The following is a 24690-nucleotide window of genomic DNA, read 5'->3' on the forward strand; positions in this document are numbered from 1 at the left end:
TCACGGAGCGCCCTGCATGTCCGGCAATACCTTCGGCAAGCTGTTCACTGTCACCACCGCGGGCGAAAGCCATGGCCCGGCGTTGGTCGCCATTGTCGACGGCTGCCCGCCCGGCCTCGAGCTGTCCCTGGAAGACCTGCAGCGCGACCTCGACCGCCGCAAGCCCGGCACCAGCCGCCACACCACCCAGCGCCAGGAGCCCGACGAAGTCGAGATCCTCTCCGGTGTGTTCGAAGGTCGCACCACCGGTTGCGCCATCGGCCTGCTGATTCGCAACACCGACCAGAAGTCCAAGGACTACTCGGCGATCAAGGACCTGTTCCGCCCGGCCCACGCCGACTACACCTACCACCACAAATACGGCGAACGCGACTACCGTGGCGGCGGTCGCAGCTCGGCCCGCGAAACCGCGATGCGTGTGGCCGCCGGTGCCATCGCCAAGAAATACCTGGCGAGCCAGGGCATCGTGGTCCGTGGCTACATGAGCCAGCTGGGCCCGATCGAAATCCCGTTCAAGACCTGGGACAGCGTGGACGACAATGCCTTTTTCAGCCCCGACCCCGACAAAGTGCCGGAACTGGAAGCCTATATGGACCAGCTGCGCCGCGATCAGGATTCGGTGGGCGCCAAGATCACCGTGGTCGCCGAAGGTGTAAAACCGGGCCTGGGCGAGCCGATCTTCGACCGCCTGGACGCCGAACTGGCCCATGCGCTGATGAGCATCAACGCGGTGAAGGGCGTGGAAATCGGCGCCGGCTTCGCCTGTGTGTCCCAGCGCGGTACCGAGCATCGCGATGAGCTGACGCCGGAGGGTTTCCTCAGCAACAACGCAGGCGGGATTCTCGGCGGTATTTCCTCCGGCCAGCCGATCGTTGCGCACCTGGCGCTCAAAGCCACGTCGAGCATCACCACCCCGGGCCGCTCGATCGATGTGCACGGCAACCCGGTGGACGTCATCACCAAGGGCCGTCACGACCCGTGCGTGGGCATCCGTGCCACGCCGATTGCCGAAGCAATGATGGCCATCGTGTTGATGGACCACCTGCTGCGCAATCGTGGGCAGAACGCTGACGTGCGCGTAAGCACCCCGGTACTGGGCCAGCTGTGACAATCTGCCGTGGTAAGCACGCTTGCTGTGGCAATCAAGCTTACTGTGGTGAGCAAGCTTGTTGTGGCGAGCGAGCTTGCTCGCGTTGGGCTGCGAAGCAGCCCCCGGCATGACCCCCACCCTCCCATACTGGCGCCTCTCCAGCTTCTACCTCTTCTACTTCGCCCTGCTCGGTGCAACAGCCCCATTCCTGGCGCTGTACTTCGATCACCTGGGGTTCTCCAGCGCGCGCATCGGCGAGCTGGTGGCTATCCCCATGCTGATGCGCTGCGTGGCACCCAACCTGTGGGGCTGGCTGGGCGACTACACCGGCCGGCGCCTGGCCATCGTGCGCTTTGGCGCGGTGTGCACCCTGTTGAGTTTTTCGCTGATCTTCGTCAGCCACACCTACGCCTGGCTGGCTCTAGTGATGGCGCTGCATGCGTTCTTCTGGCATGCCGTGCTGCCGCAATTTGAAGTGATCACCCTGGCCCACCTGCAAACACAGACCTCGCGCTACAGTCAGATCCGCCTGTGGGGCTCCATCGGTTTTATTCTCACCGTGGTGATCATGGGCCGCCTGTTCGACTGGCTGAGCCTGGACATCTACCCGGTGGTGGTCGTGGTGATCATGGCCGGCATCATCGGCGCCAGCCTGTGGGTGCCGAATGCGCAGCCCGCCAGCCATGGCAGTCGCCTGGCCGGTGACGGCTTCCTCAAGCAACTGCGCAGCCCCGGCGTGCTGGCGTTCTATGCCTGTGTGGCGCTGATGCAAATGAGCCACGGCCCGTATTACACCTTCCTCACCCTGCACCTCGAACATTTGGGCTACAGCCGTGGTGTGATCGGCCTGCTGTGGGCCCTGGGAGTGGTGGCGGAAGTGCTGATGTTTCTGGGCATGAGCCGCATCCTCGCGCGGTTTTCAGTGCGCCGGGTGCTGCTGGCGAGCTTTCTGTTGGCGGCGCTGCGCTGGTTGCTGCTGGGCTCGTTTGCCGAGTTTTTCTGGGCGCTGTTGCTGGCGCAGGTGATGCACGCCGCCACCTTCGGCAGCTTTCATGCGGCCGCCATCGCCTTTGTGCAGCGCAGTTTCGGCGATAAGCAACAAGGCCAGGGCCAGGCGCTGTATGCGGCGTTGGCCGGTACCGGTGGTGCGTTGGGTGCGCTGTATTCCGGTTACAGTTGGAACCTGTTGGGGCCTACCCTCACGTTCAGCATCGCCAGCGTCGCGGCCCTGGCCGCGGCCGTTATCATCGCTTTTCGATTGCAAGAGCAAAGCCAAGGAACCCTTCAATGAGTTATGTCGCCGTTTACCCCGTTGCTGCACCGGACACCCCGAACAAGGTCCTGACCCATTTCGACGACATCGCCGCCACCCTCGGCGAGCACGGCGTGCGGTTCGAGCGTTGGCAACCCGCGCCGATTGAACAGGGCGCCAGCGACGCGCAACTGATCGCGGCCTACCAGACGCAGATTGACGCCCTTGGCTACGCAGGCGTGGCGGTGCACAGCGTGACCGGAGACCACCCGCAGAAGGCGGAATTACGCGCCCAGTTCCTCGATGAGCGCCGCAATAGCGAAGACCACGCACATTTCTTGATTGCTGGCCAAGGCTTGTTTGCGCTGCACATCGGCGACTACGTGTATGCCGTACGCTGCGAGAAAAACGATTTGCTGGTTATCCCGGCCGGTGTGGCACATTGGTTTGATATGGGCGAGAACCCGCACTTTGTAGCGGTGCGGCTATTCAAGACGGCGCAAGGCGGGGTGCCTGTGCTAACGGGCGACGATATTGCCCGGCACTTTCCTGGATTGGACGACTAATCGCGGCGTATTGGAAACTTCAAGCCCCACGTGTTGGAAGTTGTTGTGGGAATAAACTCAAACTCCTGTAGGGCTCTGCTGTTTATTGCAGGGCCTGCGCCTTAGTACCATTCGTTATGTAACTCTCTAGCGCATCGACGTTTATAGAGCCTGTCAATAGGAGGAGTCCGAATATTGATTGGCCGTCAGCCAAAAAAGGGAGAGAAATTAATGAGAGGCCCAAAGGATTCTTTTGCCACGCCGTATTCCTTAGCCAACACCGTCAGAAGGCGCCTGAGTTTAGCCGGCAAGCCCCTGACCCCGACGGAGCTGGAGATACTGCGCTGGGCCTCGGAGGGCAAGACGGTGTGGGAGATCAGCCAGATACGGGCCACGTCCGAAGCCACGGTGAAATTTCACCTGCGCAATATCTACGGCAAACTGGACGTCAACAACCGCGTGCAGGCCTTGAATGAAGCGGCGCGCCAGGGGCTGTGCTGAAGCCATAAAAAAGGGCCGCGACACTGATGGCGTCGCGGCCCTTTTACATCCGGCTATTAGATCAGGCCGAGTGGTAAGTCGGCAGTGCAAAGCGGTTCTGGCTTTGCAGCATCGAAATTTGCGGCAACTCACTGGCTTGTTCGGCCAGGTCGCGGCGGATGGCGCTGATCACCCAAGTCAGCTGGTCGGCAGTGTGCAACTGCTGGTAAGAGATCGAGCGCTTTACCTGTTTGCCTTCGCTGTTACGCAAGGTCAACAGGATGCCGCCGTCTGGACGTGGCTGGGTGGTGACGTCGTAGTGGGAGAATACTGAAGCGAATTTATCTTGGATCAGGCTCATGTCTATCAGCTCCGTTGGCTCAAGTTGGCAAGCATGGAGAGATAGTTGCAGTGATTGTGCCAGCTAGGTGTTATTAAAAATATCGTTATAAAACAGTGGCTTGCAGTTTTTCCGGTTTTTCAGTTTCGTGCAAATTGCATGAATGGCCATCATGCATCCTGCATTTTGCGCTGCTCGGCCTCGCAGAATGGGCCTACTCCTGTTTTTGAAGACTGCCGGCGCGCCGCGAAATTCCTTTTTTCATCGGCTCCGCCGTCGGGATACAAAACTTTTCAAATCCTGCGTGTACAGCCGAAGAAGGGCTGACGTATTTTCCAGCAATGCATTCGGCCTCCCGCCCAGGGAGTACCGGTGTGCTCGGATCATACGAAGAATAAGAAAAAGGACGTTCCTGCATGAGCCAACCGCCAAATGACATGATCACCTGGGGCAAGATGCTGCGTAAGGTGCCCGCGATTGTTCGAGCCCTTCCTCGCGTGGTGCGCGGCATGCGTGCGGCGAATGTCACTGATCCCGAACAACCGTGCGGCCTGGGCTGGCACTTTGAGCAAGCCGCCCTGCGCAACCCGGGCGGCGCCGCGTTGCTGTACAGCGATCGCGTGATCAGCTATCGCGAAGCCAACCAGCAGGCCAACCGCATTGCCCATCACTTGCAGGCGCAGGGCATCGGCAAGGGCGACGTGGTGGCGTTGTTTATCGAAAATCGTCCCGAATTGCTGCTGAGCGTGCTGGCCGTGGCCAAGCTGGGCGGCATCTGCGCCATGCTCAATACCGCGCAAACCCACAGCGCGCTGGTGCATAGCCTGAACCTGGTGAGCCCGGTGGCGGTCGTGGTGGGCGCCGAATTGGTAGGCGCCTATCAGACCGTGCGTGACCAGGTGCAGATCCAGGCGCAGCGCACCTGGTTTGTCGCCGATCAGCAGGGTGGGGCGGTGCCCGAGGGGTATCTCGACTTGATGGCCGCAAGCGCCGAGTGCTCGCAGGACAATCCCGCCAGCACCGCGCAGATCTACTTCAACGATCCCTGTTTCTATATCTACACCTCCGGCACCACCGGCTTGCCCAAGGCCGGCATCATGAAGCACGGGCGCTGGACCAAAACCGCCGTGAGTTTCGGCAGTATCGCCCTCGACATGGGGCCGGACGATGTCCTGTATTGCACCTTGCCGCTTTACCATGCCACGGGCCTTTGCGTGTGCTGGGGCTCGGCGATTGTGGGGGCTTCGGGCTTTGCCATTCGCCGCAAATTCAGCGCCAGTCAGTTCTGGGACGATGCTCGCAAATTCAAGGCCACCACCCTCGGTTACGTGGGGGAGTTGTGCCGTTACCTGCTTGACCAGCCTGTCAGCGAAAACGACCGTGACAACCGCGTGACCAAAATGGTCGGCAATGGCCTGCGACCAGGGGTGTGGGCGCAGTTCAAGGCGCGGTATGGGGTGGAGCATATCTGCGAGTTGTACGCCGCCAGTGATGGCAACATCGGCTTTACCAACGTATTGAATTTCGACAACACCATCGGCTTCTGCCTGCAGCACTGGGCGCTGGTGGACTATGCCCACGACAGCGGCGAGCCGATTCGCGGCAGCGATGGCTTTATGCGCAAAGTGCAAACGGGCGGGCAGGGCCTGCTGCTGGCCAGGATCGACGATAAATCGCCGTTCGATGGCTACACCGACCCGGAAAAAAACCGCAAGGTGATACTCACCGACGTGTTCGAAAAGGGCGACCGCTACTTCAACACCGGCGACTTGTTGCGCAGCATTGGCTTCGGCCATGCGCAATTCGTCGATCGCCTGGGGGATACCTATCGCTGGAAAGGCGAAAACGTCTCCACCACCGAAGTCGAGAACGTGCTGCTGCAACACCCGCAGATCGCTGAAGTGGTGGCCTATGGCGTCGAGATCGAAAACACCAATGGCCGTGCGGGCATGGTGGCCATCACCCCGAGCGAGTCCCTGGCTGCACTGGACATGCGCGAGCTGCTGCAATTTGCCCACGGCCAGTTGCCGCACTATGCGGTGCCGCTGTTCCTGCGGATCAAAGTGAAGATGGAAACCACCGGCACCTTCAAATACCAGAAGGTGAAACTCAAGGAAGAGGCGTTCGACCCCGACCGGGCGGGCAATGACCCCGTGTACGCCTGGTTGCCGGGGTCGGACTGCTACGTGCCGGTGACCGGGCAATTGCTGGCGCAAATCCAGGGTGGGCAATTCCGCTATTGATTCTGCCTATGACGGCTTTTGACAAAAAAGTCATGACAGGTGGGAACTCCCCCGCGAGACTGGGCGCCTTATACAGCACAGCCAAGGAGCCCCCTATGTCAGACCAGCCCAAACAAATGACCGAAGACGAAGCCGCCGAATTTGCCGAGCAGGTCTTCGACGTGGTCCGCAAAGGCGATGCCGCCATGCTCGCAGCGCTGCTGACCAAAGGCTTGCCTGCCAACTTTCGCAACCACAACGGTGACACCTTGCTGATGCTCGCGGCCTACCACGGCCACGCCGAGGCGGTAAAAGTGCTGCTGGAATTCAAGGCCGACCCGTTGATCCCCAACGACAAGAACCAATTGCCGATTGCCGGCGCGGCGTTCAAGGGCAACCTGCCCGTGGTCAAGGCGTTGATCGAAGGCGGCACGCCGGTTGAGGCTGCCTCCTCCGACGGCCGTACCGCGCTGATGATGGCGGCCATGTTTAACCGCGTCGAAATGGTCGACTACCTGCTCGGCCAGGGCGCCAACCCCAAGGCCACCGATGCCCAGGGCGCGACGGCGCTGGCGGCGGCTCAGACCATGGGCGCAGTGGATACGGCGGCGCAGTTGCAGAAACTGGTGTAGGCTTTGCGCCCTCAAAAACCAGCCCGCTACAGGATCGCCCCATGAAAACCGCCCTCGTCGAACTTATCAGCAAAATCAGCGCCGGGGTCATGGGCGAGGACGAAGTGGCGCGCATCGCCGATGAAGCCGCCCAGGCCTACGCCGACCCGGTGGCGTTCCTGGCGGCCAACCCGGATATCAACTACGACGACAGCTTTCCCATTCCGCTGGGGGAGTGGGTGGTGGTGGGCAGCCTGCCGGACACCGTGCTGTTCCAGGCCGACACCTATGGCGACCTGTTTGCGCAAATCGTCGCTTCGTTTGGCCCTGGGGTCGCGTTCAACCTCAAGCCCAAGCAACTGGCCAAGACCGAAGACCTTACCGCGCTCAATCGTATCCAGATCCAGATGAGCGCCCTGAGCCCGGAAGACGGCGGCTATGTGCTGCTTAACTTCAGCCAGTTGCTGGATGACGAGATTCAGGCCGTGCTGGTGTACGGCAATGATCTGCCACGCGTGCTGGCGCTGTGCGCTGAAGTCGGCATCAAGGCCGAGCCTTCCCTGGAGGCACTGAAGGTCGCTGTCCACGTCTGAAATAAAACGGAACCCCTGCCAGGGCTGACTATCCTAAAAGGGCATGCCCTCACTTAGGAGCGACACCATGGGTTCCACTTTCAATGGCTTGGTCGGGCTGATCATCCTGGCGCTGGATATCTGGGCGATCTTCAATGTATTCAAAAGCGGCGCGAGCACCGGGGCCAAGGTGCTCTGGATCCTGCTGATCCTGTTGCTGCCGGTATTGGGCCTGATCATCTGGGCTATCGCCGGGCCGCGAGGTAACGTGCGGATCTAAGCGTGGACACCGTAAAGGTGGGGCGGGCGTGCTCGTGAATGCGGTGTATCAGTCTCAGATGTTTTGACTGACACACGGCATTCGCCGGCAAGCCCGCTCCCACATTGGTGTGCGGTGCTTTCGCTGATTTGTATTTCGAAATATTCGCTGCACAGAATTTTCACATCCCATCCAAGACAATCCGACCCGCTTCGACCCCCTGCCAAGGCTCTATCTCAACAGCCATTAAAGGCGGGGCAGCGGTGCTCGTTCAGTAATTAATAGCCTTGCCGGCTTTGATCGGGCACCATTTGCGCCACCGCGTTAACCGCCTACCCCAGCCAGCCTGGGCGAGGGACGGACGCCACCGCTTTATTTCGTAACTTAAACTTCCAATGGGTCCTGAAACGACATGGCAAACCCGGACGCCCTGAGTCAGCAGCGAGCTTCTAATCGCCTGCTGCAACCGACCGTCAAATCCCATCTGGCGTACACACTGCTCTGCGCACTGGTCATGATGGTGATGTTCTCCCTGCTGCGCCTGGCGCTGCTGGTCTACAACCGCGAGATGATCCTCGATACACCGGCCTCGACCTTTCTGGAAGCGTTCGCCAACGGCCTGCGCCTGGACCTGCGCCTGGTGGTGTACCTGATCATTCCGCTGTTGCTGGCACTGTTTAGTGTGCGGGCCATGGCTGCACGGGGGTTCTTTCGTTTTTGGCTGACCGTTGCGTCCAGCATCGCCCTGTTCCTGGGCCTGATGGAAATGGACTTCTATCGCGAGTTTCACCAACGCCTCAACGGCCTGGTGTTCCAGTATGTGAAGGAAGACCCGAAAACCGTGATGAGCATGCTCTGGTACGGTTTCCCGGTGGTGCGCTACCTGTTGGCCTGGGCCGTGGGCACGCTGATCCTGAGCATCGCGTTCAAAGGCGCCGACCGCGCCACCCGCCCGCGTGGCCCGTTCAGCGGTGGCAGCATCGGCACCCGCCAAGTGGCGCCGTGGTACAGCCGGATTGCGGTGTTCGTGGTCTGCCTGCTGATCGCCGTGGTCGCTGCGCGTGGCACCCTGCGCCAAGGCCCGCCGCTGCGTTGGGGTGACGTGTACACCACCGATTCCAACTTCGCCAACCAGTTGGGCCTCAATGGCACCTTATCGCTGATCGGGGCGGCCAAGGCTCGGTTCGGTGAAGACCGCTCGAACATCTGGAAAGCCACCCTGGACCAGCCGCTGGCCACCCAGACCGTGCGCGACATGCTGGTACTGCCGCAAGAGAAGCTGGTGGATACCGACATCGCCGCCGTGCGCCGTGACTACACGCCACCGGCCGAGAAGACCCTGCCGATCAAGAACGTAGTCGTGATCCTGATGGAAAGCTTCGCCGGTCACTCGGTAGGCGCGCTGGGTCGTCCGGGCAACATCACGCCGTCCTTCGACAAGCTGTCCAAAGAGGGCCTGCTGTTCGACCGCTTCTTCTCCAACGGCACCCACACCCACCAGGGTATGTTCGCCACCATGGCGTGTTTCCCGAACCTGCCGGGCTTTGAATACCTGATGCAGACCCCGGAAGGCAGCCACAAGCTGTCGGGTTTGCCGCAGTTGCTCAGCGCCCGTGACTTCAACGACGTGTATGTCTATAACGGCGATTTCGCCTGGGACAACCAGTCGGGCTTCTTCAGCAACCAGGGCATGACCAACTTTATCGGCCGTAACGATTTCGTCGACCCGGTGTTCTCCGACCCGACGTGGGGCGTGTCCGATCAGGACATGTTCAACCGTGGCCTGGAAGAGTTGAAAGCCCGTGAAGGCGGCAAGCCGTTCTACGCACTGCTGCAAACCCTGTCCAACCACACGCCGTACGCGTTGCCGACCCCATTGCCAGTTGAAAAAGTCACCGACCGTGGCAGCCTCAACGAGCATTTGACGGCCATGCGTTACTCCGACTGGGCCCTGGGCCAGTTCTTTGAAAAGGCCCGCAAGGAGCCGTACTTCAAGGAAACCCTGTTCGTGATCGTCGGCGACCACGGCTTCGGCAACGAACAGCAGATTACCGAAATGGACCTGGGCCGCTTCAACGTGCCGATGCTGATGATTGCACCGGGCATGCAAGAGAAGTTCGGCGAGCGTGACCACACCGTGGGCACCCAGATCGACATCGTACCGACCATCATGGGCCGCCTCGGGGGCGACACCTTGCACCAGTGCTGGGGCCGCGACCTGCTGAACCTGCCGGAAGGCGACAAGGGTTTTGGCGTGATCAAGCCGTCGGGCAGCGACCAGACCGTCGCGCTGGTCACCGCCGACCGTATCCTGGTACTGCCCAAGGAGATGCCACCGAAGCTGTGGGAATACGAGCTGGGTGCCAACCCGACCGGCAAAGTGATTCCAGAGTCGCCGGACGAGGCTGCGTTGAAGCAGAAACTCGAGTCGTTCCTGCAAACGGCTACCAAGAGCCTGTTGGATAACACCGCGGGTGTAGTCAACGGCAAGCCGGACTAATTAACCGGCCATAAAAAAAGAGGCCCTTGAAGGGCCTCTTTTTTTGTCCGGTATTTATATCCGACCCAGCAACAGCAGCACCAGCAGTACCACCAGGACAACGCCCAGGATACCCGACGGGCCGTAACCCCAGTTGCGCGAGTGAGGGAACACTGGCAAACCGCCGACCAGCAGGAGAATCAGGATGATGATTAGAATGAGGCTCATGTTTTATTTCCTTATAGGCCTTCTGTAAAGACCGGTTATTTAACGATAGGCCCGTCTGTTTTTAAATCGGACGCCTTAACAACTCCGACTCTGCCACTTCGCAGAAAATTCCCTGTTTTTTTAAAGCATTTCGCGCACTTGCTTATTTCTTTTAATGCGCTCGCAAATCCTTCTTATTAGTTGAAAAAGATTGAACTTAGGCTGTCACCAGGTATCCGACCCGGCCGCTGGTTTGCCTGGGGCATTCATCAATCTGATGGTGCGTGGGTGCGGGAAAAACCTTCGCTACACTGCCGATCACTTCTTCTGTGAACCACAAGGCTACTTCCTATGCAAAATCGCATGATGATCACTGGCGCCGGGTCCGGCCTGGGTCGTGAAATCGCTCTGCGCTGGGCTCGTGAGGGCTGGCAATTGGCCTTGTCGGACGTCAGTGAGCCGGGCCTGCAGGACACCCTCAGACGGGTGCGCGAAGCGGGGGGCGATGGCTTTATTCAGCGCTGCGACGTGCGCGACTACAGCCAGCTCACTGCGTTTGCCCAGGCTTGCGAGGTCAAGTTGGGGGGCATTGATGTGATCGTCAACAATGCCGGCGTGGCCTCGGGTGGGTTTTTTGCCGAGTTGTCGCTGGAGGATTGGGACTGGCAGATCGCAATCAACCTGATGGGGGTGGTCAAGGGGTGCAAGGCGTTCCTGCCGCTGCTGGAACAGAGCAAGGGTCGGATCATCAACATTGCGTCGATGGCCGCCTTGATGCAGGGGCCGGCGATGAGTAACTACAACGTGGCCAAGGCCGGTGTGGTGGCGTTGTCGGAGAGTTTGTTGGTGGAGCTCAAGCAGCAGGAGATTGGGGTGCATGTGGTATGCCCGTCGTTCTTCCAGACCAATTTGCTGGATTCCTTTCGGGGGCCGACCCCGGCGATGAAGGCGCAGGTGGGTAAGTTGCTTGAGAGTTCGCCGATTTCGGCGGGGGATATTGCCGATTACATCTATCAGCGGGTGGCGGAGGGGGAGTTTATGATTTTGCCGCATGAGCAGGGGAGGATGGCTTGGGCGTTGAAACAGAAGAATCCGCAGTTGTTGTATGACGAGATGACGGTGATGGCGGACAAGATGCGGGCTAAGGCTCAGGCGGTTAGGGGGTGAGTTTTTTTGGGGTATATCCGTTATTTGGGTGATGGCGGATATTGGTTTCGCTCTTACAGCGAGTCACTTTGGAAAAGAGCCCCAAAGTAACCAAAGGGCTCTTGCCCCACCACTCGGCACCTCGCTTAGGCTCGGTGTGCCCGCACGCAGACTTGAATCCGTGGGCCGCCGCGATGGGCCATCCTTGGCCCAGCGCGGCTAACCCGGCGTCCTGCCGGGTTACCCACGGATTCAAGCCCGCGTGCGGCCAGCGTGGTTAATGGGGCGCCTAGGATCAAGATCAAAATCAAAAGCAGAGCACGGCGGCCTAGTAGCCGACCTGAGTGGTGTAGATCAAGAGCGGTTCGGCGTGCGCAGTGGGGTGCTTTTCTGTGGGAGCTGGCTTGTCGGGTCGCCGCATCGCTGCGATACAGGCACCTCGGTACATCAGGCAAACCAAGTCGATGCCATCGCAGGCAAGCCAGCTCCCACATTTGAACCGAGGTCGGCTGTCAGGCCGCCGTGCTTTGCTTTGTTTTTGATCTGGCCCTTACATCATTACCGCTGACGAAGTCAGCGATCTTTTGATCTAGGGCTTTTGATCGTGATCTGAGGCGCCCCGTCAATCACGATGGCCGAACGCAGGCTTGAATCCGTGGGCAACCCGGCAGGACGCCGGGTTAGCCGCGCTGGGCCAAGGATGGCCCATCGCGGCGGCCCACGGATTCAAGCCGGAGTGAGGGCACACCGAGCCAGAGCGAGGTGCCGAGTGATGGGGCAAGAGCCCTTTTGGTTACTTTTGGGGCTCTTTTCCAAAAGTGACCCGCTGTAAGAGCGGAACCAATCCCAGCCATCACCCAAATAACGGATATACCCCCCAACCCCACAAAGCCACCAAATGTCTGTAAGTCAAATTACCCGAAAACGTAGGCCCCGCCTGATTTAACAGCAAGCCATTGCCGCCCCCACCCCAAGCGCGCATGGTCAAGGTCCTGTCACTGACATAAGGACAACCGCCATGCTGGTCTTAAGCCGCGCCGTAGGCGAAATCATCTCCATCGGCGATGACATCGCCGTCCATATCCTCGACGTCAACGGCACCCAGGTTAAATTCGGCGTAGAAGCGCCATCCGGGGTACACGTCCACCGCGCCGAGATCTACCAGAAAATCCTCCAGCGCCAGGGCGCCACCCCCCATCCGGTGCCCGTGCCCAACCCCTGACCCCGTCAGTCGAACAGATGCTTGGGCACATCGTGCTTGAGCATCAACTGGCACTGCTCGCTTTCCGGGTCGAACACGATCAATGCCTGACCTTTGGTCAGCGCCTGACGCACCCGCAATACGCGGGTTTCCAGCGGCGTTTCATCGCCGTTATCGGTGCCGTCGCGGGTCACGAAGTCTTCGATGAGGCGGGTCAGGGTGTCGACTTCAAGTGCGTCGTAGGGAATCAGCATATAAGCCTCAAGTGGAGAATCCCGGCGATGCTACTGCGCCGGGAGTTCAGTTGCCAGTCTCAGGACTTGTTGCCCACCAAGCTGTCCACCGATGGCACACGCGTGTCGCTCTCCATCTGCGTTTCATGCTCGATCTGGTGACTGAAGCGGTCCAGTGAGCCCTGGGCCGGTTGCGCGTCGCTGGCGAACACCGGCGGGCTGAGAATGTACGCGCCCAACAGACGGCTCAGCGCGGCCAGGCTGTCGATGTGCGTGCGCTCGTAGCCGTGGGTCGCATCGCAACCAAATGCCAGCAGCGCGGTGCGGATGTCATGCCCGGCGGTCACCGCCGAGTGCGCGTCGCTGAAGTAATAACGGAACAGGTCGCGGCGTACCGGCAGGTCGTTATCCGAGGCCAGGCGCAGCAGATGCCGCGACAAGTGATAGTCATACGGCCCGCCGGAATCCTGCATCGCCACGCTCACCGCATGTTCACTGGAATGCTGGCCGGGGGCGACCGGGGCGATGTCGATGCCGACAAACTCACTCACATCCCAGGGCAGGGCGGCTGCGGCACCACTGCCGGTTTCTTCGGTGATGGTGAACAGCGGGTGGCAGTCGATCAGCAACGGCTCGCCGCTGTCGATGATCGCCTTGAGTGCAGCGAGCAGGGCAGCGACGCCGGCTTTGTCGTCCAGGTGGCGGGCGCTGATGTGCCCGCTTTCGGTGAACTCGGGCAGCGGGTCGAACGCCACGTAGTCGCCGATGCCGATGCCCAGGGAATCGCAGTCGGCACGCGTGGCGCAATAGGCGTCCAGGCGCAACTCCACATGGTCCCAGCTCACCGGCATTTCATCCACGGCAGTGTTGAACGCATGCCCGGAGGCCATCAGCGGCAACACGCTGCCACGAATCACGCCGTTGTCGGTAAACAGGCTGACGCGGCTGCCTTCGGCAAAGCGGCTTGACCAGCAGCCCACCGGCGCCAGGCTCAAGCGGCCATTGTCCTTGATTGCGCGCACGGCGGCGCCGATGGTGTCCAGGTGCGCGGACACCGCTCGGTCGGGGCTGTTTTTCTGGCCCTTGAGGGTGGCGCGAATGGTGCCGCGCCGGGTCATTTCAAAGGGGATGCCCAGTTCTTCCAGACGCTCGGCGACATAACGCACGATGGTGTCGGTAAACCCGGTGGGGCTGGGAATGGCGAGCATTTCCAGCAGCACTTTTTGCAGGTAGTTGAGGTCCGGTTCGGGGATGGTTCGGCTCATAAAGACTCCTGATGAATAGTGGCGAATGGGCTTTTGTGGCGAGCGGGCTTGCCCGCGTTGGGCTGCGAAGCAGCCCCAAAACCTGTCAATGAGTTCTGCCTGACAGGACGCAGCGCTTGGATCAGGGCCGCTTCGCAGCCCAACGCGGGCAAGCCCGCTCGCCACAGCAGCCTGCTGGCCACAGATGCGCGCTGGCCACAGGTTATTGAGCAGTTGGCTGGCTATGGGGAAACAGCAGGTCCACAAACTTCTCCGCAGTCGGCTGCGGTTCATGGTTGGCCAGCCCGGCCCGTTCATTGGCTTCGATAAACACATACTCGGGTTGATCGGCGGCGGGCACCATCAGGTCCAGGCCCACCATGGGGATATCCAGGGCGCGGGCCGCACGCACGGCGGCGTCCACCAGCGTGGGATGCAGGATCGCGGTGACGTCCTCCAGGCAGCCGCCGGTGTGCAGGTTGGCGGTGCGGCGCACGGCCAGGGTCTGGCCACGCGGCAGGATGCTGCTGTAGTCGTAGCCGGCGGCGTGCAGGGTGCGCTCGGTTTCTGCGTCGATGGGGATTTTGCTTTCGCCGTCGGTAGCCGCCTGACGGCGCCGGCTCTGGGCTTCGATCAGTGCGCCGATGGAATGCTGGCCATCGCCGGTCACTTCGGCAGGGCGGCGGATCGCAGCGGCGACCACCTCAAAACCAATTACCAGAATGCGCAGGTCCAGGCCCTCGTGGAAGCTTTCCAGCAACACCCGGCTGTCGAACTGGCGCGCCGCTTCAATGGCCTGTTGCACATCTTCAATGCTCTGCAAATCCACCGCCACGCCCTGGCCCTGCTCGCCATCCAGCGGCTTGACCACGATGCGCTGGTGTTCGTCGAGGAACTCCAGGTTGTCGTCGGCGCTGCCCGCCAGTTGCTGTGAAGGCAGTTTCAAACCGGCGCCTTTCAACACCTTGTGGGTCAGGCTTTTGTCCTGGCACAGGGTCATGCTGATTGCGCTGGTCAGATCGCTCAGCGATTCGCGACAGCGCACGCGACGGCCGCCATGGCTGAGGGTGAACAGCCCGGCATCGGCGTCATCCACCTGCACATCAATACCGCGTCGGTGCGCTTCTTCGACAATGATCCGCGCATAGGGATTGAACCCCGCCTGCGGCCCGGGGCCGAGGAACAGCGGCTGGTTGATGCCGTTTTTGCGTTTGATCGCGAAGGTGGTCAGCGCACGGAAACCGAGCTTGGCGTAGAGGTTCTTGGCCTGGCGATTATCGTGCAGCACCGACAGGTCGAGGTAGCTCAGCCCACGGCTCATAAAGTGCTCCACCAAGTGGCGCACCAGCACTTCGCCCACGCCGGGGCGGGTGCATTGCGGGTCGACCGCCAGGCACCACAGGCTGCAGCCGTTTTCCGGGTCGTGAAAAGCTTTCTGATGGTTAAGGCCCATCACGCTGCCGATCACTGCGCCGCTGTCTTCATCCTCGGCCAGCCAGTACACCGGGCCGCCTGCATGGCGTGGCGTGAGGCGTTCGGCGTCGACCGGTAACATACCGCGCCCCTGGTACAGCTGGTTGACCGCCAGCCAATCGGCCTCGGTCTGCACCCGGCGAATCCGGAAGCCGCGAAACACCCGGGTGGCCGGGCGATAGTCGCTGAACCACAGGCGCAGGGTATCGGAGGGGTCGAGGAACAACTGCTGCGGGTCAATCCCGAGGATCTGCTGTGGCGCGGCCACATACAGCGCAATATCGCGCTCGCCGGGCTGTTCGTTGAGCAGTTCCTGGGCCAGGCTCGCGGGATCGGGAAAGGTATGGCCGATCAGCAAGCGGCCCCAGCCGCAATGCACGGCAATCGGCTCGGCAGCGAGCGGGCTGCCATCTTCGGCCAGTCGGGCTTGCAGGCGCTCGTAGGTCGGCGCCTGGCCCTTCAGCAAGCGTTGGCTGTAAGCCGCTGCATGGGGTTTCATCAATCAGATTCCTTGTTCGCTGAGCCACAGGTTCAGCGCCGCCAGTTGCCACAGCTTGGAGCCGCGCAACGGGGTCAATTGGCCTTGCGGGTCGGTGAGCAAGCGGTCGAGCATGGCCGGGTTGAACAGGCCACGATCCTGGCTCGGGTCCAGCAGCAGCTCGCGTACCCAGTTAAGGGTGTCGCCATGCAGATGCTTGAGGCCGGGCACCGGGAAGTAACCTTTTTTACGGTCGATGACTTCGCTCGGGATGACGCGGCGCGCGGCTTCTTTCAGCACTTGCTTGCCGCCGTCGGGCAGTTTGAATTTGCCCGGTACGCGGGCCGACAGTTCCACCAGGCGGTAGTCCAGGAACGGCGTGCGCGCTTCCAGGCCCCAGGCCATGGTCATGTTGTCGACGCGTTTGACCGGGTCGTCCACCAGCATCACCGTGCTGTCCAGGCGCAGGGCCTTGTCTACGGCCGCGTCTGCACCGGGCATAGCGAAATGCTCGCGCACAAAGTCACCGGCGGCGTCGTTGGCGGTCAGCCATTTCGGTGCGACGGTGGCGGCGTAGTCGTCGTAGCTGCGGTCGAAAAACGCCTCGCGATAAGCCGCATACGGGTCGCTGGCGCCGTCGACCTGCGGGTACCAGTGGTAACCGGCGAACAGCTCGTCGGCACCCTGGCCGCTTTGCACCACCTTGCAATGCTTGGCCACTTCCCGCGACAGCAGGTAGAAGGCGATGCAATCGTGGCTGACCATCGGCTCGCTCATGGCGCGGAACGCCGCCGGCAATTGCTCGATGATCTCGCTTTCAGCGATGCGCAATTGGTGATGGCGCGTGCCGTAGTGCTTGGCGATCAGGTCCGAGTATTGGAACTCATTGCCGGCCTCGCCGCCGGCGTCTTCAAAGCCGATGGAGAAGGTCGACAGATCCTGCACGCCGACTTCCCGCAGCAGGCCCACGAGCATGCTCGAATCGACGCCACCGGAGAGCAGCACGCCGACATCCACGGCGGCGCGTTGACGAATCGCCACGGCTTCGCGGGTGCTGTCGAGCACGCGGTCGGTCCAGTCTTCCAGGCTCAGGTTTTTTTCGTCGTCATGCGGGCCGTAGGGCAGGGTCCACCAGGTTTTCTGTTCGGTGTTGCCGTCGGCGTCGATGCGCAGCCAGCTGGCCGGCGGCAGTTTTTCAATGCCCGCCAGCAAGGTGCGCGGCGCGGGCACCACGGCGTGGAAGTTCAGGTAATGATTAAGCGCCACCGGGTCGAGAATCGGGTTGATATCGCCGCCCTTGAGCAGCGCCGGCAACGCCGAGGCAAAACGCAGGCGCTGGCCGGTGCGCGACACGTACAACGGCTTCACACCGAGGCGGTCACGGGCGATGAACAGGCGCTGGGCGTCACGCTCCCAGATGGCAAACGCGAACATGCCGTTGAGCTTGGGCAGCAGCGCCTCACCCCAGGCGTGATAGCCCTTGAGCAGCACTTCGGTGTCGCCGCCGGAGTAGAAGGCGTAGCCGAGGGCTTCCAGCTCTTCACGTAATTCCGGGAAGTTGTAGATCGCGCCGTTGAAGGCCAGGGACAGCCCCAGTTGGGCATCGACCATCGGTTGGGCGGAGCCGTCCGACAGGTCCATGATTTTCAGGCGTCGATGGCCCAGGGCAATCGGCCCTTGGGCATGGAAACCCCATGCGTCGGGGCCTCGTGGGGCGAGGTGATGGGTGATTCGTTCCACGGCTGCCAGGTCGGCAGGTTGGTGATCAAAGCGTAACTCGCCAGCTAATCCGCACATAAATTCCTTACCGGTTTTTCCGTTGGGGAGAGTTCAGGGGCGCCGCGTCAAATGGCGGCTACCCAGAAACTGACACGGGTGAATCCAGGGAGTTTTAGAACGATCGGTTATAAGCAGGGTTTTCAGCTAGGGCCAGCACGCAACAGCAGCGCAGCTGACGCGTGTGCCACATAGTTACCCAAGGCGACGTGCGACGGATGGTTATGGTGCGGGTCTACTTCTGCGCAACAAGGATATTGCCGATGCCCGATCCCGTTTCCGTGCCTGCTCAACTGCCCCCGGCACTGCTCTCATCCACCCTGCTGGAGTTGACCGGCGATCTGGATAAAGCCGATGTGCTGCAACAACGGATCCCTGGCTGGTTGTTCGACGCCAAACCTGAACTGTTGGAGCAACTGGAGAAAGTGTCTGAGTTGGCCGGGTTTCAGGAGCCCAAGGTCAATGCCATCCTGCAACGTATAAAAGGCCTTGATCAGTTTTGCGCCGAAGAGCTGACCCGCGGCCTGCAGCGTCAGTTTGGTGTGACCCTGGACGTCAAGCGCGATCATCTGTGGTTGCCTTGGGATGCGATTGACACCGGTAACACCGCATACGGCGTTCCGAGCACCAAAGTGGTGATCGAAACCCGCACGCTGCTCGAGTCGGCGATGCTCAATTTTTCCGAGGATGAGGCTCAGGGCCGGCGTTTTCCGAGCGCCAGCCAGATCCGTCGTGACACCGATACCGTCGTGAGCCGGATCAGCGTTACGGCCTTCGCGACCTACTGCCGCAGCCTTGACCTCGGGCGTCGCTACCAGGAGCATCTGCGCGGCGCGATCAACCAGGCCGTGCCGCTGGCTGATGAGGTGCTGTACAACGCCGATGCCGGCGAAATCAAGCACCTCAAAGTCTATGACATGGCAACGGATGTCTACCTCGCGTACCTGCGCGGTGATATCGCCGAGCCGGCCTTCAAGCTGCTCGTGAGCTTTACCCGCCAGGGTGCCAGCTTGAGCAAGGCCGCTGTGCTGGCCGAAACCTATGACGGCAAACCGCTGATGTGGCAAGGGCTGGATGTGCACGACAGTTGTTTGTGGGGCATCGTGGTGTTCTCCCAGGAAGCCATTGATATCAATCCCCAAACCCGCTGCATCGTTTATATGCCGGGAGAGCCTTATCGACCGATTTTTGAATACCCCACGTTTGCCGCGTTTCAGACCTACCTGACGTTAAAGCTACAGGTAAAAAGCTATGCCGATTTTTTCGTGCGTTACCTCGATGAAGAGGCTCGCGGGGATTTTTTCAAGCGGTTCTCGGTGGGCAGATCCCTGGGGTTGATCAAGCCAATAGCGATCGACGTCGGGTTGTTCCAGTTTTTCTTCAACAGCCTGATCGGCAAGCTGCAAAAAGACAGCCGCGTGCTGGCAGTTCCCACTGCGGACTTTGACCAGGCGGTGCGCGAGCAGCGTTGGCGCGACTATGAGTCATGGGGCCTGGACCTGTTGAACCTCGCCGGTTTTTTTGTGCCGGTCATAGGCCAACTGATGCTCGGCGTGGCGATAGGGCAGATGCTCGGTGAAATCTACGAGGGCGTGCAGGATTGGCGCCACGAGGACCGCAGCGCGGCATTCGCGCACCTGCGCAATGTGCTGGAAAGTGTGGCCTCGATGGCCGCGTTTGTGGCAGGCGGCAAGGTGGTTGGCAGCTTGCGCCGGGTTGCGCGAGACAATCTGGAGCTTATCGACAACTTCGAGGCGGTTGACGCAAGCGATGGCACGCGTCGCTTGTGGCGTACAAGTCTCAAGCCTTATGAGCAGCCATTGACCGCCAGCGAGCCCGATGCTCAGGGTGTGTATTGGAGCGACGGTCGGCCTGGGGTCCGAATCGACGGGCGTGGCCACGCGCTGCGTTTTGACGCGTCTCTGGGGCAATGGCGTATTCGTCACCCGCGTCGCCCGGATGCCCACGCGCCGCCGGTGTTGCACAATGGCGCGGGAGGCTGGCGAGGGCAACACGAGCGCCCGCAGGAGTGGAGCAATACACGCTATGCCCTGCAGCGCCTGGACCCGCGACTGGTCGCCTTGAGCGACACCCGCCTGGAGCAGATCTGTCAGGCCAGTGATGTGCAACTGCCGCAGGTGCAGCGCTGGGCCGAGGGTAATCTCAAGCTGCCGGCGAGCCTTGTCGACAGCATTCAGCGGTTCGCCCTGAATCAGAAGATCACGGATTTGATCGCCCGCCTCGAACAGCGCCAGCCCTACACGGCCGAGGATATTGCCTTGCAGTTGGAGGCTTTGCCGCTGATGCCCGAGTGGCCCAGCGGTCGTTATCTTGAGGTGCTCCCTGCCGAGGGTAACGCCTCGACCAAGTACCCCTCGAACGCTCGGACCGATGACGAGCTGAGCGTGGTGATCAGCCGCGATCAGATGGAAGAAGGCGAGGTGCTGTTAGGCGTGACAGATGGGCTGTACCGAGCCGAGCTGGACACGCTGCTGGGCGACACGCCGGTGCGGGCGGGTGAAACAGACGCCGAGGCATTGGCAAGGCGTCTGGCGCATACCTTGAAGATCGATCGCAAACCCTTGTTCCAGAAGTTGTACGCCGACTACGACCAGCCGGTAGGCGCAGAGCAGTCGCGCCTGGTCGAGACTGTGCCGGGCCTGCCTGCCAACGTTGCCGCCGAGCTGATCGATAGCTCGTCGAGTATTGACCGGATCCACCTGCGCGATGAACGCCGGGTACCGTTGTCTCTCGGGCAGGCGGCCCGCGAGGCCGTCGCGCAGGTACAGCGTGAGCGGTTGATGGCGAGTTTCCATATGGCGGAATTGGCGGATAGGCAGGCTCATCGATTTTCCTGGCGTTTGCTGAAGGATTTGCCTGGTTTTCCCGACACGTTGCAATTGCAACTGCGCGAGACTTCGGCCAGCGGGGCTGTACTGGAGCGTATCGGTGATTCGTCTGCCGCCCAGACCCGGGTGGTGGTCAAGACCGGCGAGCGCTATCAGGCGTTTGAAGCCGACGGGCGTTCCCTGGGCGAGCAGTTCAGCGGCCCGCAGGCGTTCTATCGTGCGACCTTGCAGACGCTCCCCGTGGAGATGCGAACCGGGCTGGACATCAGTGGCAGTGCCGCATCAGACGCGCAAAGGTTGCGCTATCACCTGCTTGATCGTGCCGTGGCGGAGCGTGCCAAAATCCCCGAAGAGCGCGTGGCGCTGACCTCCGCCTGCCAGGTCATCGACGCTCCGCCGCCAGCGGAACCGACGCGTGCACAGCGCGGGATGATGCGCAAGATCACAAACCTGTACCCGTTTTTCAGCGAGAGCCAGGCCCGTGAAACGGTCATGAGCCTGGGCGTCGACGACCCGTCACGGGCCACTGCGGTGCGCCAGCGCGAGCAGCAACTGGCCAGGCTCGATGGGGTGCTCAGGGCCTGGATGCAGCAAGACGACGACATGCGAAAACTCCCGGGGCGTTTGGACGATTATCAGCTCAGTCGGCGCCAGGTTGCCGACCGTCTGCGCAGTGCGTGGCGCCACCAGATTCGCTTGCCCGATGAAACCCGCGCTCAGGTATATGGCTTGAGCCTGGACGGCATGCGGGTTGGCAAGTTGCCGGCTTTGCCCATCGATATCGACTTCGGGCATGTGCAACGCCTGTCGCTGAAAAACATGGCGCTGGATAACGACGTCGCCTACTTCCTCAAGGCGTTCAAGGGCCTGCGCTCACTGGAGTTGGACAAAAACCAGCTCACGTGGCTGCCGGAAGTGTTGTCCCATATGCCCTCGCTGCAGCGCCTGAGCCTGGCGCAAAACAGCCTTAATCTCACCGACGCGACCACCAAAAAACTGCAAGCCATGAGCGGTCTGCGTGCTCTGGACCTGAGCAGCAACCCCTTGGGCGAAACCCCGTCGGTCAAGCAGATGGACCAGTTGCAGTCCCTGAACCTGCGCAACACCCGCGCCCGGGAGTTGCCCGAGGGCTTGCTCACACGCTTGCACCTGGAGGACGCCAACCTGCGGGAAAACGACATCGTCGAACTGCCCTCGGAACTGTTTACCGCGCCGGTGGCGGTGACCGAGAAAATCAACCTGCGGCTCAACCCGGTTTCGCACCAGAGCCGTCTGAACCTGGACGAATACCGGCGCCGCACCGGCGTGGGCATGGGCTTGCAGGACGACGACATTGCGTTGTTGAGCGAGCAGCGCTCCCGGCAAGCGTGGCTGGAAGGCAAGACTGCCGATGCGTACCGCGCACGTGAGGCAGCCTGGGAACTGTTAAAGGACGATTGGCAGTCCGAGGACTTTTTTGCGGTACTGCGCCAACTGGTCAATACCCCGCAATACAAGCAAGTACGGGCTGACCTGGTGCGTCGGGTGTGGCAGGTGATCGATGCGGCTGCCGACAATCGTGAACTGCGCGAGTTGCTGTTCAATCTGGCCAGGGGCGAGCCCAATTGTGTAGACGCGGCCGCTTACAGCTTCAGCGAGATGGAAGTCACGGTGATGCTCAACAAGGCCATGAAAGAGGCCGGCGCCAGCCGGCCAAGTGTCGCAACGTTGAAGAAATTAGGGCGCGGTCTGTTTCGCCTGGAGCAGCTCGACAGCATTTCCGATATCTTCAGCCGACGCAAAAACCTCGCCGACCAATTGGCCGTGCGCCTGGTGTATCGCAGCGGGCTGGCCAAGGCCCTGGATTTGCCGGGGCAGCCGGAAACGATTGCCTACCGCGAGGTGGGCGGCGTGACCCAAGAGGATCTGACGGACGCGTTGGCTCAGGTCACCTCGCGCGAGATGACCTCGGATCTGTTGCGCTTTATGACGCGCCAGGGATTCTGGCTGGAATACCTCAAACGTCAACATTCCGCGGAGTTCAGCCGCGTCGGCCAGGTGTACGACACGCAACTCAAAGCCCTGGATGTGACCAGCAGCACCTACCTCTCCCAGGCGCTCAAAGTGCAGAACGACCACCATCAAGCCCGTGAGCAGTTGGTGGATCGCTTGACCCGCAAGGCGCTGGAGGAGGCTGATAACCTCCAGGCAGGCCCGTGCCCACTCTAGCCCTTGGCGCGTATCAACCCGCGCACGGCAAAGCGGTTCGGGTGGCAGGCTTCGGCCACGCTTCTGGGCAATGGCAAAGGTTCGTTATCCAGCCAGGCCGCCAGCAACTCCCCGGATAACGGTGCGGTGATCAGCCCGCGAGAGCCGTGGCCGCTGTTGACGTACAGGCCGTCGATCCACGGGCACGGGGTGTCCGGCACTTGGCGTGCGTCTTTGCTCAGCACGCCGTAAGCCTCGGTGAACTGCTGCGAGTCTGCCAGGGGCCCGACGATGGGCAGGTAGTCCGGGCTGGTGCAGCGAAACGCCGCCCGGCCTTCGAGGTGTTCGGGGGCCCGTTGCGCGGCGCCCAGGCGCTGTGCCAGGTCGGGGGAGATTTCCTGCAGCATCGACAGGTTGCCAGCATGTTCGGCAACGGTGGGCGTGAGGTCATCGTTCTTGAAGTCGAAGCTGGCGCCGAGGGTGTGCTCGCCCAGACGCGCCGGTGCCATATAGCCCTCGGCACACACCACGGTGGCCAGCGCCTGGCTCGCCTCGGTCTGCGGCAAACGGGTGATCTGCCCGCGAATGCGCTTGAGGGGCAACTCGGCACTCGGCGCAAAGCGTTTGACCTCGGCGGCGCCGGCCAGCACTACCACGGGGGCGCTCGCCAGCAAGTTGTCGCCGTCCCACGCCTGCCACTCGCCGTCGGCCTTGCGCAAGTCCAGCACCTCGCGATGGGTGAGCACCTCGATGCCTGGCTGGCGGGCTTGCCATTCGCACAACGCGGGCGGGTGCACCCAGCCGCCTTCGGGGAAAAACAGCCCGCCATGTTCGAGGGCCACGCCGGCACGCGCCTGGGCCTGTGCCTGATCCAGCAGGTGCAGCAGGCCCGGCGCAAACGCTTGGGCCAGTTGCGCCTGGCGCTCGGCTTCCTTGGCGTTGAAGCTCAGTTGCAACACGCCGCAGCCATCCCAATCCACCCCGCGTTGCAGGTGCTCCAGCAGTCGGCGGGTATGGCCGAAACCACTGACAATCATCTGCGACAGCGCCGTGCCGTGTGCCGAGAGTTTGAGGTACAGCACCCCCTGCGGATTGCCCGACGCTTCTCGCGCCAAGCCTGCGTGACGTTCCAGCACACTGACGTGCCAGCCCCGCGCCGCCAGGCTGGCCGCCGTGGCGCAACCGGCCAGGCCACCGCCGATCACCAGTGCGCGGCGCTCACCCGCCAGCGCAGCAGGGCGGGCGAACCAGGGTTTGATGAGCTGTGGCGGCGGGGCTGCATCGGGCCAGCCGAGAAACTCGCCGCGCAGGATTTCCCACTTGTGGCCGATGCCTGGCGTGCGCTTCATCTTGAACCCGGCGGCATTGATCAGCCGGCGCACCCAGCCGGTGCTGGTAAAGGTGCTGATGGTCGAGCCCGGCGCGGCCAGCCGCGCCAGCTCGGCGAACAGCTCGGCGGTCCACATCTCGGGGTTTTTCGCCGGGGCGAAGCCGTCGAGGAACCACGCGTCAATCTGCGCGTCCAGTTGCGGCAGTTGCTCAAGGGCATCGCCGATCAACAGGGTCAGGGTCACGCGGCCGTTATCCAGGATCAGGCGCTGAAAGCCTGAGTGGATGGCGATGTATTGCGCCAGCAACTGATCGGCAAAGGGTTGCAGCTGCGGCCAGAGGGCGAGGGCGCGTTGCAGGTCGGGCTGGCTCAGCGGGTACTTTTCGACGCTGACAAAATGCAAGCGTGCGCCCGGTACCGCGTGTTGCTCGAACAGCTGCCAGGCACACAGGAAATTCAGCCCGGTGCCGAAGCCGGTTTCGCCAATCACCAACCGCCCGCCGTCAGCCAGTGCGGCAAAACGCTCCTGCAAGCGGTTCTGCTCAAGGAACACGTAGCGGGTTTCTTCAAGGCCCGACTGGTCGGAGAAGTACACATCGTCGAAGACCCGCGAGTGCGGGCGACCTTGTTCATCCCAGTCGAGCTGGGCGTGGGTGATGGGGTTCATGGGCGACTCGGCAAAGACTAGGCGGCCATTCTAGCCGATCAACCCACAT

At 61.6% G+C, this 24690-nt stretch carries 19 protein-coding genes; 12 read left to right on the top strand and 7 right to left on the bottom strand.

The window, feature by feature from the left end:
* The first annotated feature begins 16 nt into the window (after window positions 1–16).
* The 4 genes from aroC (at window position 17) to LRS56_04385 (ending at window position 3388) form a co-directional block, all read left to right on the top strand.
* Entirely contained in the window at window positions 17–1108 is a 1092-nt protein-coding gene (gene aroC / locus LRS56_04370; protein ID WDU63776.1) for a chorismate synthase, read from the top strand.
* A 109-nt stretch (window positions 1109–1217) separates the two neighbouring features.
* A complete protein-coding gene (locus LRS56_04375) occupies window positions 1218–2381 on the top strand; it encodes an MFS transporter (protein WDU63777.1) in 1164 nt (387 codons plus the stop codon).
* On the top strand, window positions 2378–2908 hold the full coding sequence (locus LRS56_04380) for an acireductone dioxygenase (protein ID WDU63778.1): 531 nt from the start codon (window positions 2378–2380) through the stop codon (window positions 2906–2908). Before LRS56_04375 ends, LRS56_04380 begins: the two co-directional genes overlap by 4 nt.
* A 210-nt stretch (window positions 2909–3118) precedes the next feature.
* A complete protein-coding gene (locus tag LRS56_04385) occupies window positions 3119–3388 on the top strand; it encodes a helix-turn-helix transcriptional regulator (protein ID WDU63779.1) in 270 nt (89 codons plus the stop codon).
* A gap of 61 nt (window positions 3389–3449) precedes the next feature.
* On the opposite strand, the gene LRS56_04390 is transcribed toward LRS56_04385, so the two are convergent.
* On the bottom strand, window positions 3450–3728 hold the full coding sequence (locus LRS56_04390) for a DUF3509 domain-containing protein (GenBank protein ID WDU63780.1): 279 nt from the start codon (window positions 3726–3728) through the stop codon (window positions 3450–3452).
* 395 nt (window positions 3729–4123) lie between these two features.
* On the opposite strand from LRS56_04390, the gene LRS56_04395 reads away from it, so the two are divergent.
* The 5 genes from LRS56_04395 to LRS56_04415 all read left to right on the top strand — a co-directional run bounded on the left by LRS56_04395 (window position 4124) and on the right by LRS56_04415 (window position 9871).
* A complete protein-coding gene (locus tag LRS56_04395) occupies window positions 4124–5950 on the top strand; it encodes a long-chain-acyl-CoA synthetase (GenBank protein ID WDU63781.1) in 1827 nt (608 codons plus the stop codon).
* A gap of 95 nt (window positions 5951–6045) precedes the next feature.
* Window positions 6046–6561: an ankyrin repeat domain-containing protein gene (locus tag LRS56_04400; GenBank protein WDU63782.1), complete on the top strand. Its 516-nt coding sequence runs from the start codon at window positions 6046–6048 to the stop codon at window positions 6559–6561.
* Between the two features lie 41 nt (window positions 6562–6602).
* Entirely contained in the window at window positions 6603–7133 is a 531-nt protein-coding gene (locus LRS56_04405; protein WDU63783.1) for a hypothetical protein, read from the top strand.
* Window positions 7134–7200: 67 nt separating this feature from the next.
* Window positions 7201–7392, top strand: a complete 192-nt coding sequence (locus tag LRS56_04410) for a PLDc N-terminal domain-containing protein (protein WDU63784.1) — start codon at window positions 7201–7203, stop codon at window positions 7390–7392.
* Between the two features lie 391 nt (window positions 7393–7783).
* Window positions 7784–9871: an LTA synthase family protein gene (locus LRS56_04415; protein ID WDU63785.1), complete on the top strand. Its 2088-nt coding sequence runs from the start codon at window positions 7784–7786 to the stop codon at window positions 9869–9871.
* A gap of 54 nt (window positions 9872–9925) precedes the next feature.
* Here the strand turns inward: LRS56_04415 and LRS56_04420 are convergent, their stop codons facing one another.
* Complete coding sequence (locus LRS56_04420; protein ID WDU63786.1) at window positions 9926–10078, bottom strand: DUF3309 family protein; 153 nt, start codon at window positions 10076–10078, stop codon at window positions 9926–9928.
* A gap of 330 nt (window positions 10079–10408) precedes the next feature.
* On the opposite strand from LRS56_04420, the gene LRS56_04425 reads away from it, so the two are divergent.
* A complete protein-coding gene (locus tag LRS56_04425; protein WDU63787.1) occupies window positions 10409–11224 on the top strand; it encodes an SDR family oxidoreductase in 816 nt (271 codons plus the stop codon).
* A gap of 997 nt (window positions 11225–12221) precedes the next feature.
* Window positions 12222–12425 (top strand): carbon storage regulator CsrA, encoded by a 204-nt coding sequence (gene csrA, locus LRS56_04430; protein WDU63788.1) that lies wholly within the window; start codon window positions 12222–12224, stop codon window positions 12423–12425.
* Between the two features lie 5 nt (window positions 12426–12430).
* On the opposite strand, the gene LRS56_04435 is transcribed toward csrA, so the two are convergent.
* The 4 genes from LRS56_04435 to LRS56_04450 form a co-directional block, all read right to left on the bottom strand.
* Window positions 12431–12658, bottom strand: a complete 228-nt coding sequence (locus LRS56_04435; GenBank protein ID WDU63789.1) for a YheU family protein — start codon at window positions 12656–12658, stop codon at window positions 12431–12433.
* Between the two features lie 59 nt (window positions 12659–12717).
* Window positions 12718–13902, bottom strand: a complete 1185-nt coding sequence (locus tag LRS56_04440) for an osmoprotectant NAGGN system M42 family peptidase (GenBank protein WDU63790.1) — start codon at window positions 13900–13902, stop codon at window positions 12718–12720.
* Window positions 13903–14104: 202 nt separating this feature from the next.
* Complete coding sequence (ngg, locus tag LRS56_04445; GenBank protein WDU63791.1) at window positions 14105–15853, bottom strand: N-acetylglutaminylglutamine synthetase; 1749 nt, start codon at window positions 15851–15853, stop codon at window positions 14105–14107.
* A 3-nt stretch (window positions 15854–15856) separates the two neighbouring features.
* Window positions 15857–17629 (bottom strand): N-acetylglutaminylglutamine amidotransferase, encoded by a 1773-nt coding sequence (locus LRS56_04450; protein WDU63792.1) that lies wholly within the window; start codon window positions 17627–17629, stop codon window positions 15857–15859.
* A gap of 242 nt (window positions 17630–17871) precedes the next feature.
* Between LRS56_04450 and LRS56_04455 the strand changes: the two genes are divergently transcribed.
* Window positions 17872–22665, top strand: coding sequence for an NEL-type E3 ubiquitin ligase domain-containing protein (locus LRS56_04455; GenBank protein ID WDU63793.1), 4794 nt, complete (start codon window positions 17872–17874; stop codon window positions 22663–22665).
* Here LRS56_04455 and mnmC read toward each other — a convergent pair.
* A complete protein-coding gene (mnmC, locus tag LRS56_04460; GenBank protein WDU63794.1) occupies window positions 22662–24641 on the bottom strand; it encodes a bifunctional tRNA (5-methylaminomethyl-2-thiouridine)(34)-methyltransferase MnmD/FAD-dependent 5-carboxymethylaminomethyl-2-thiouridine(34) oxidoreductase MnmC in 1980 nt (659 codons plus the stop codon). The genes LRS56_04455 and mnmC overlap by 4 nt on opposite strands.
* Window positions 24642–24690 lie beyond the last annotated feature (49 nt).

The organism is Pseudomonas poae (assembly GCA_028869255.1).
GTDB lineage: Bacteria > Pseudomonadota > Gammaproteobacteria > Pseudomonadales > Pseudomonadaceae > Aquipseudomonas > Aquipseudomonas poae_C.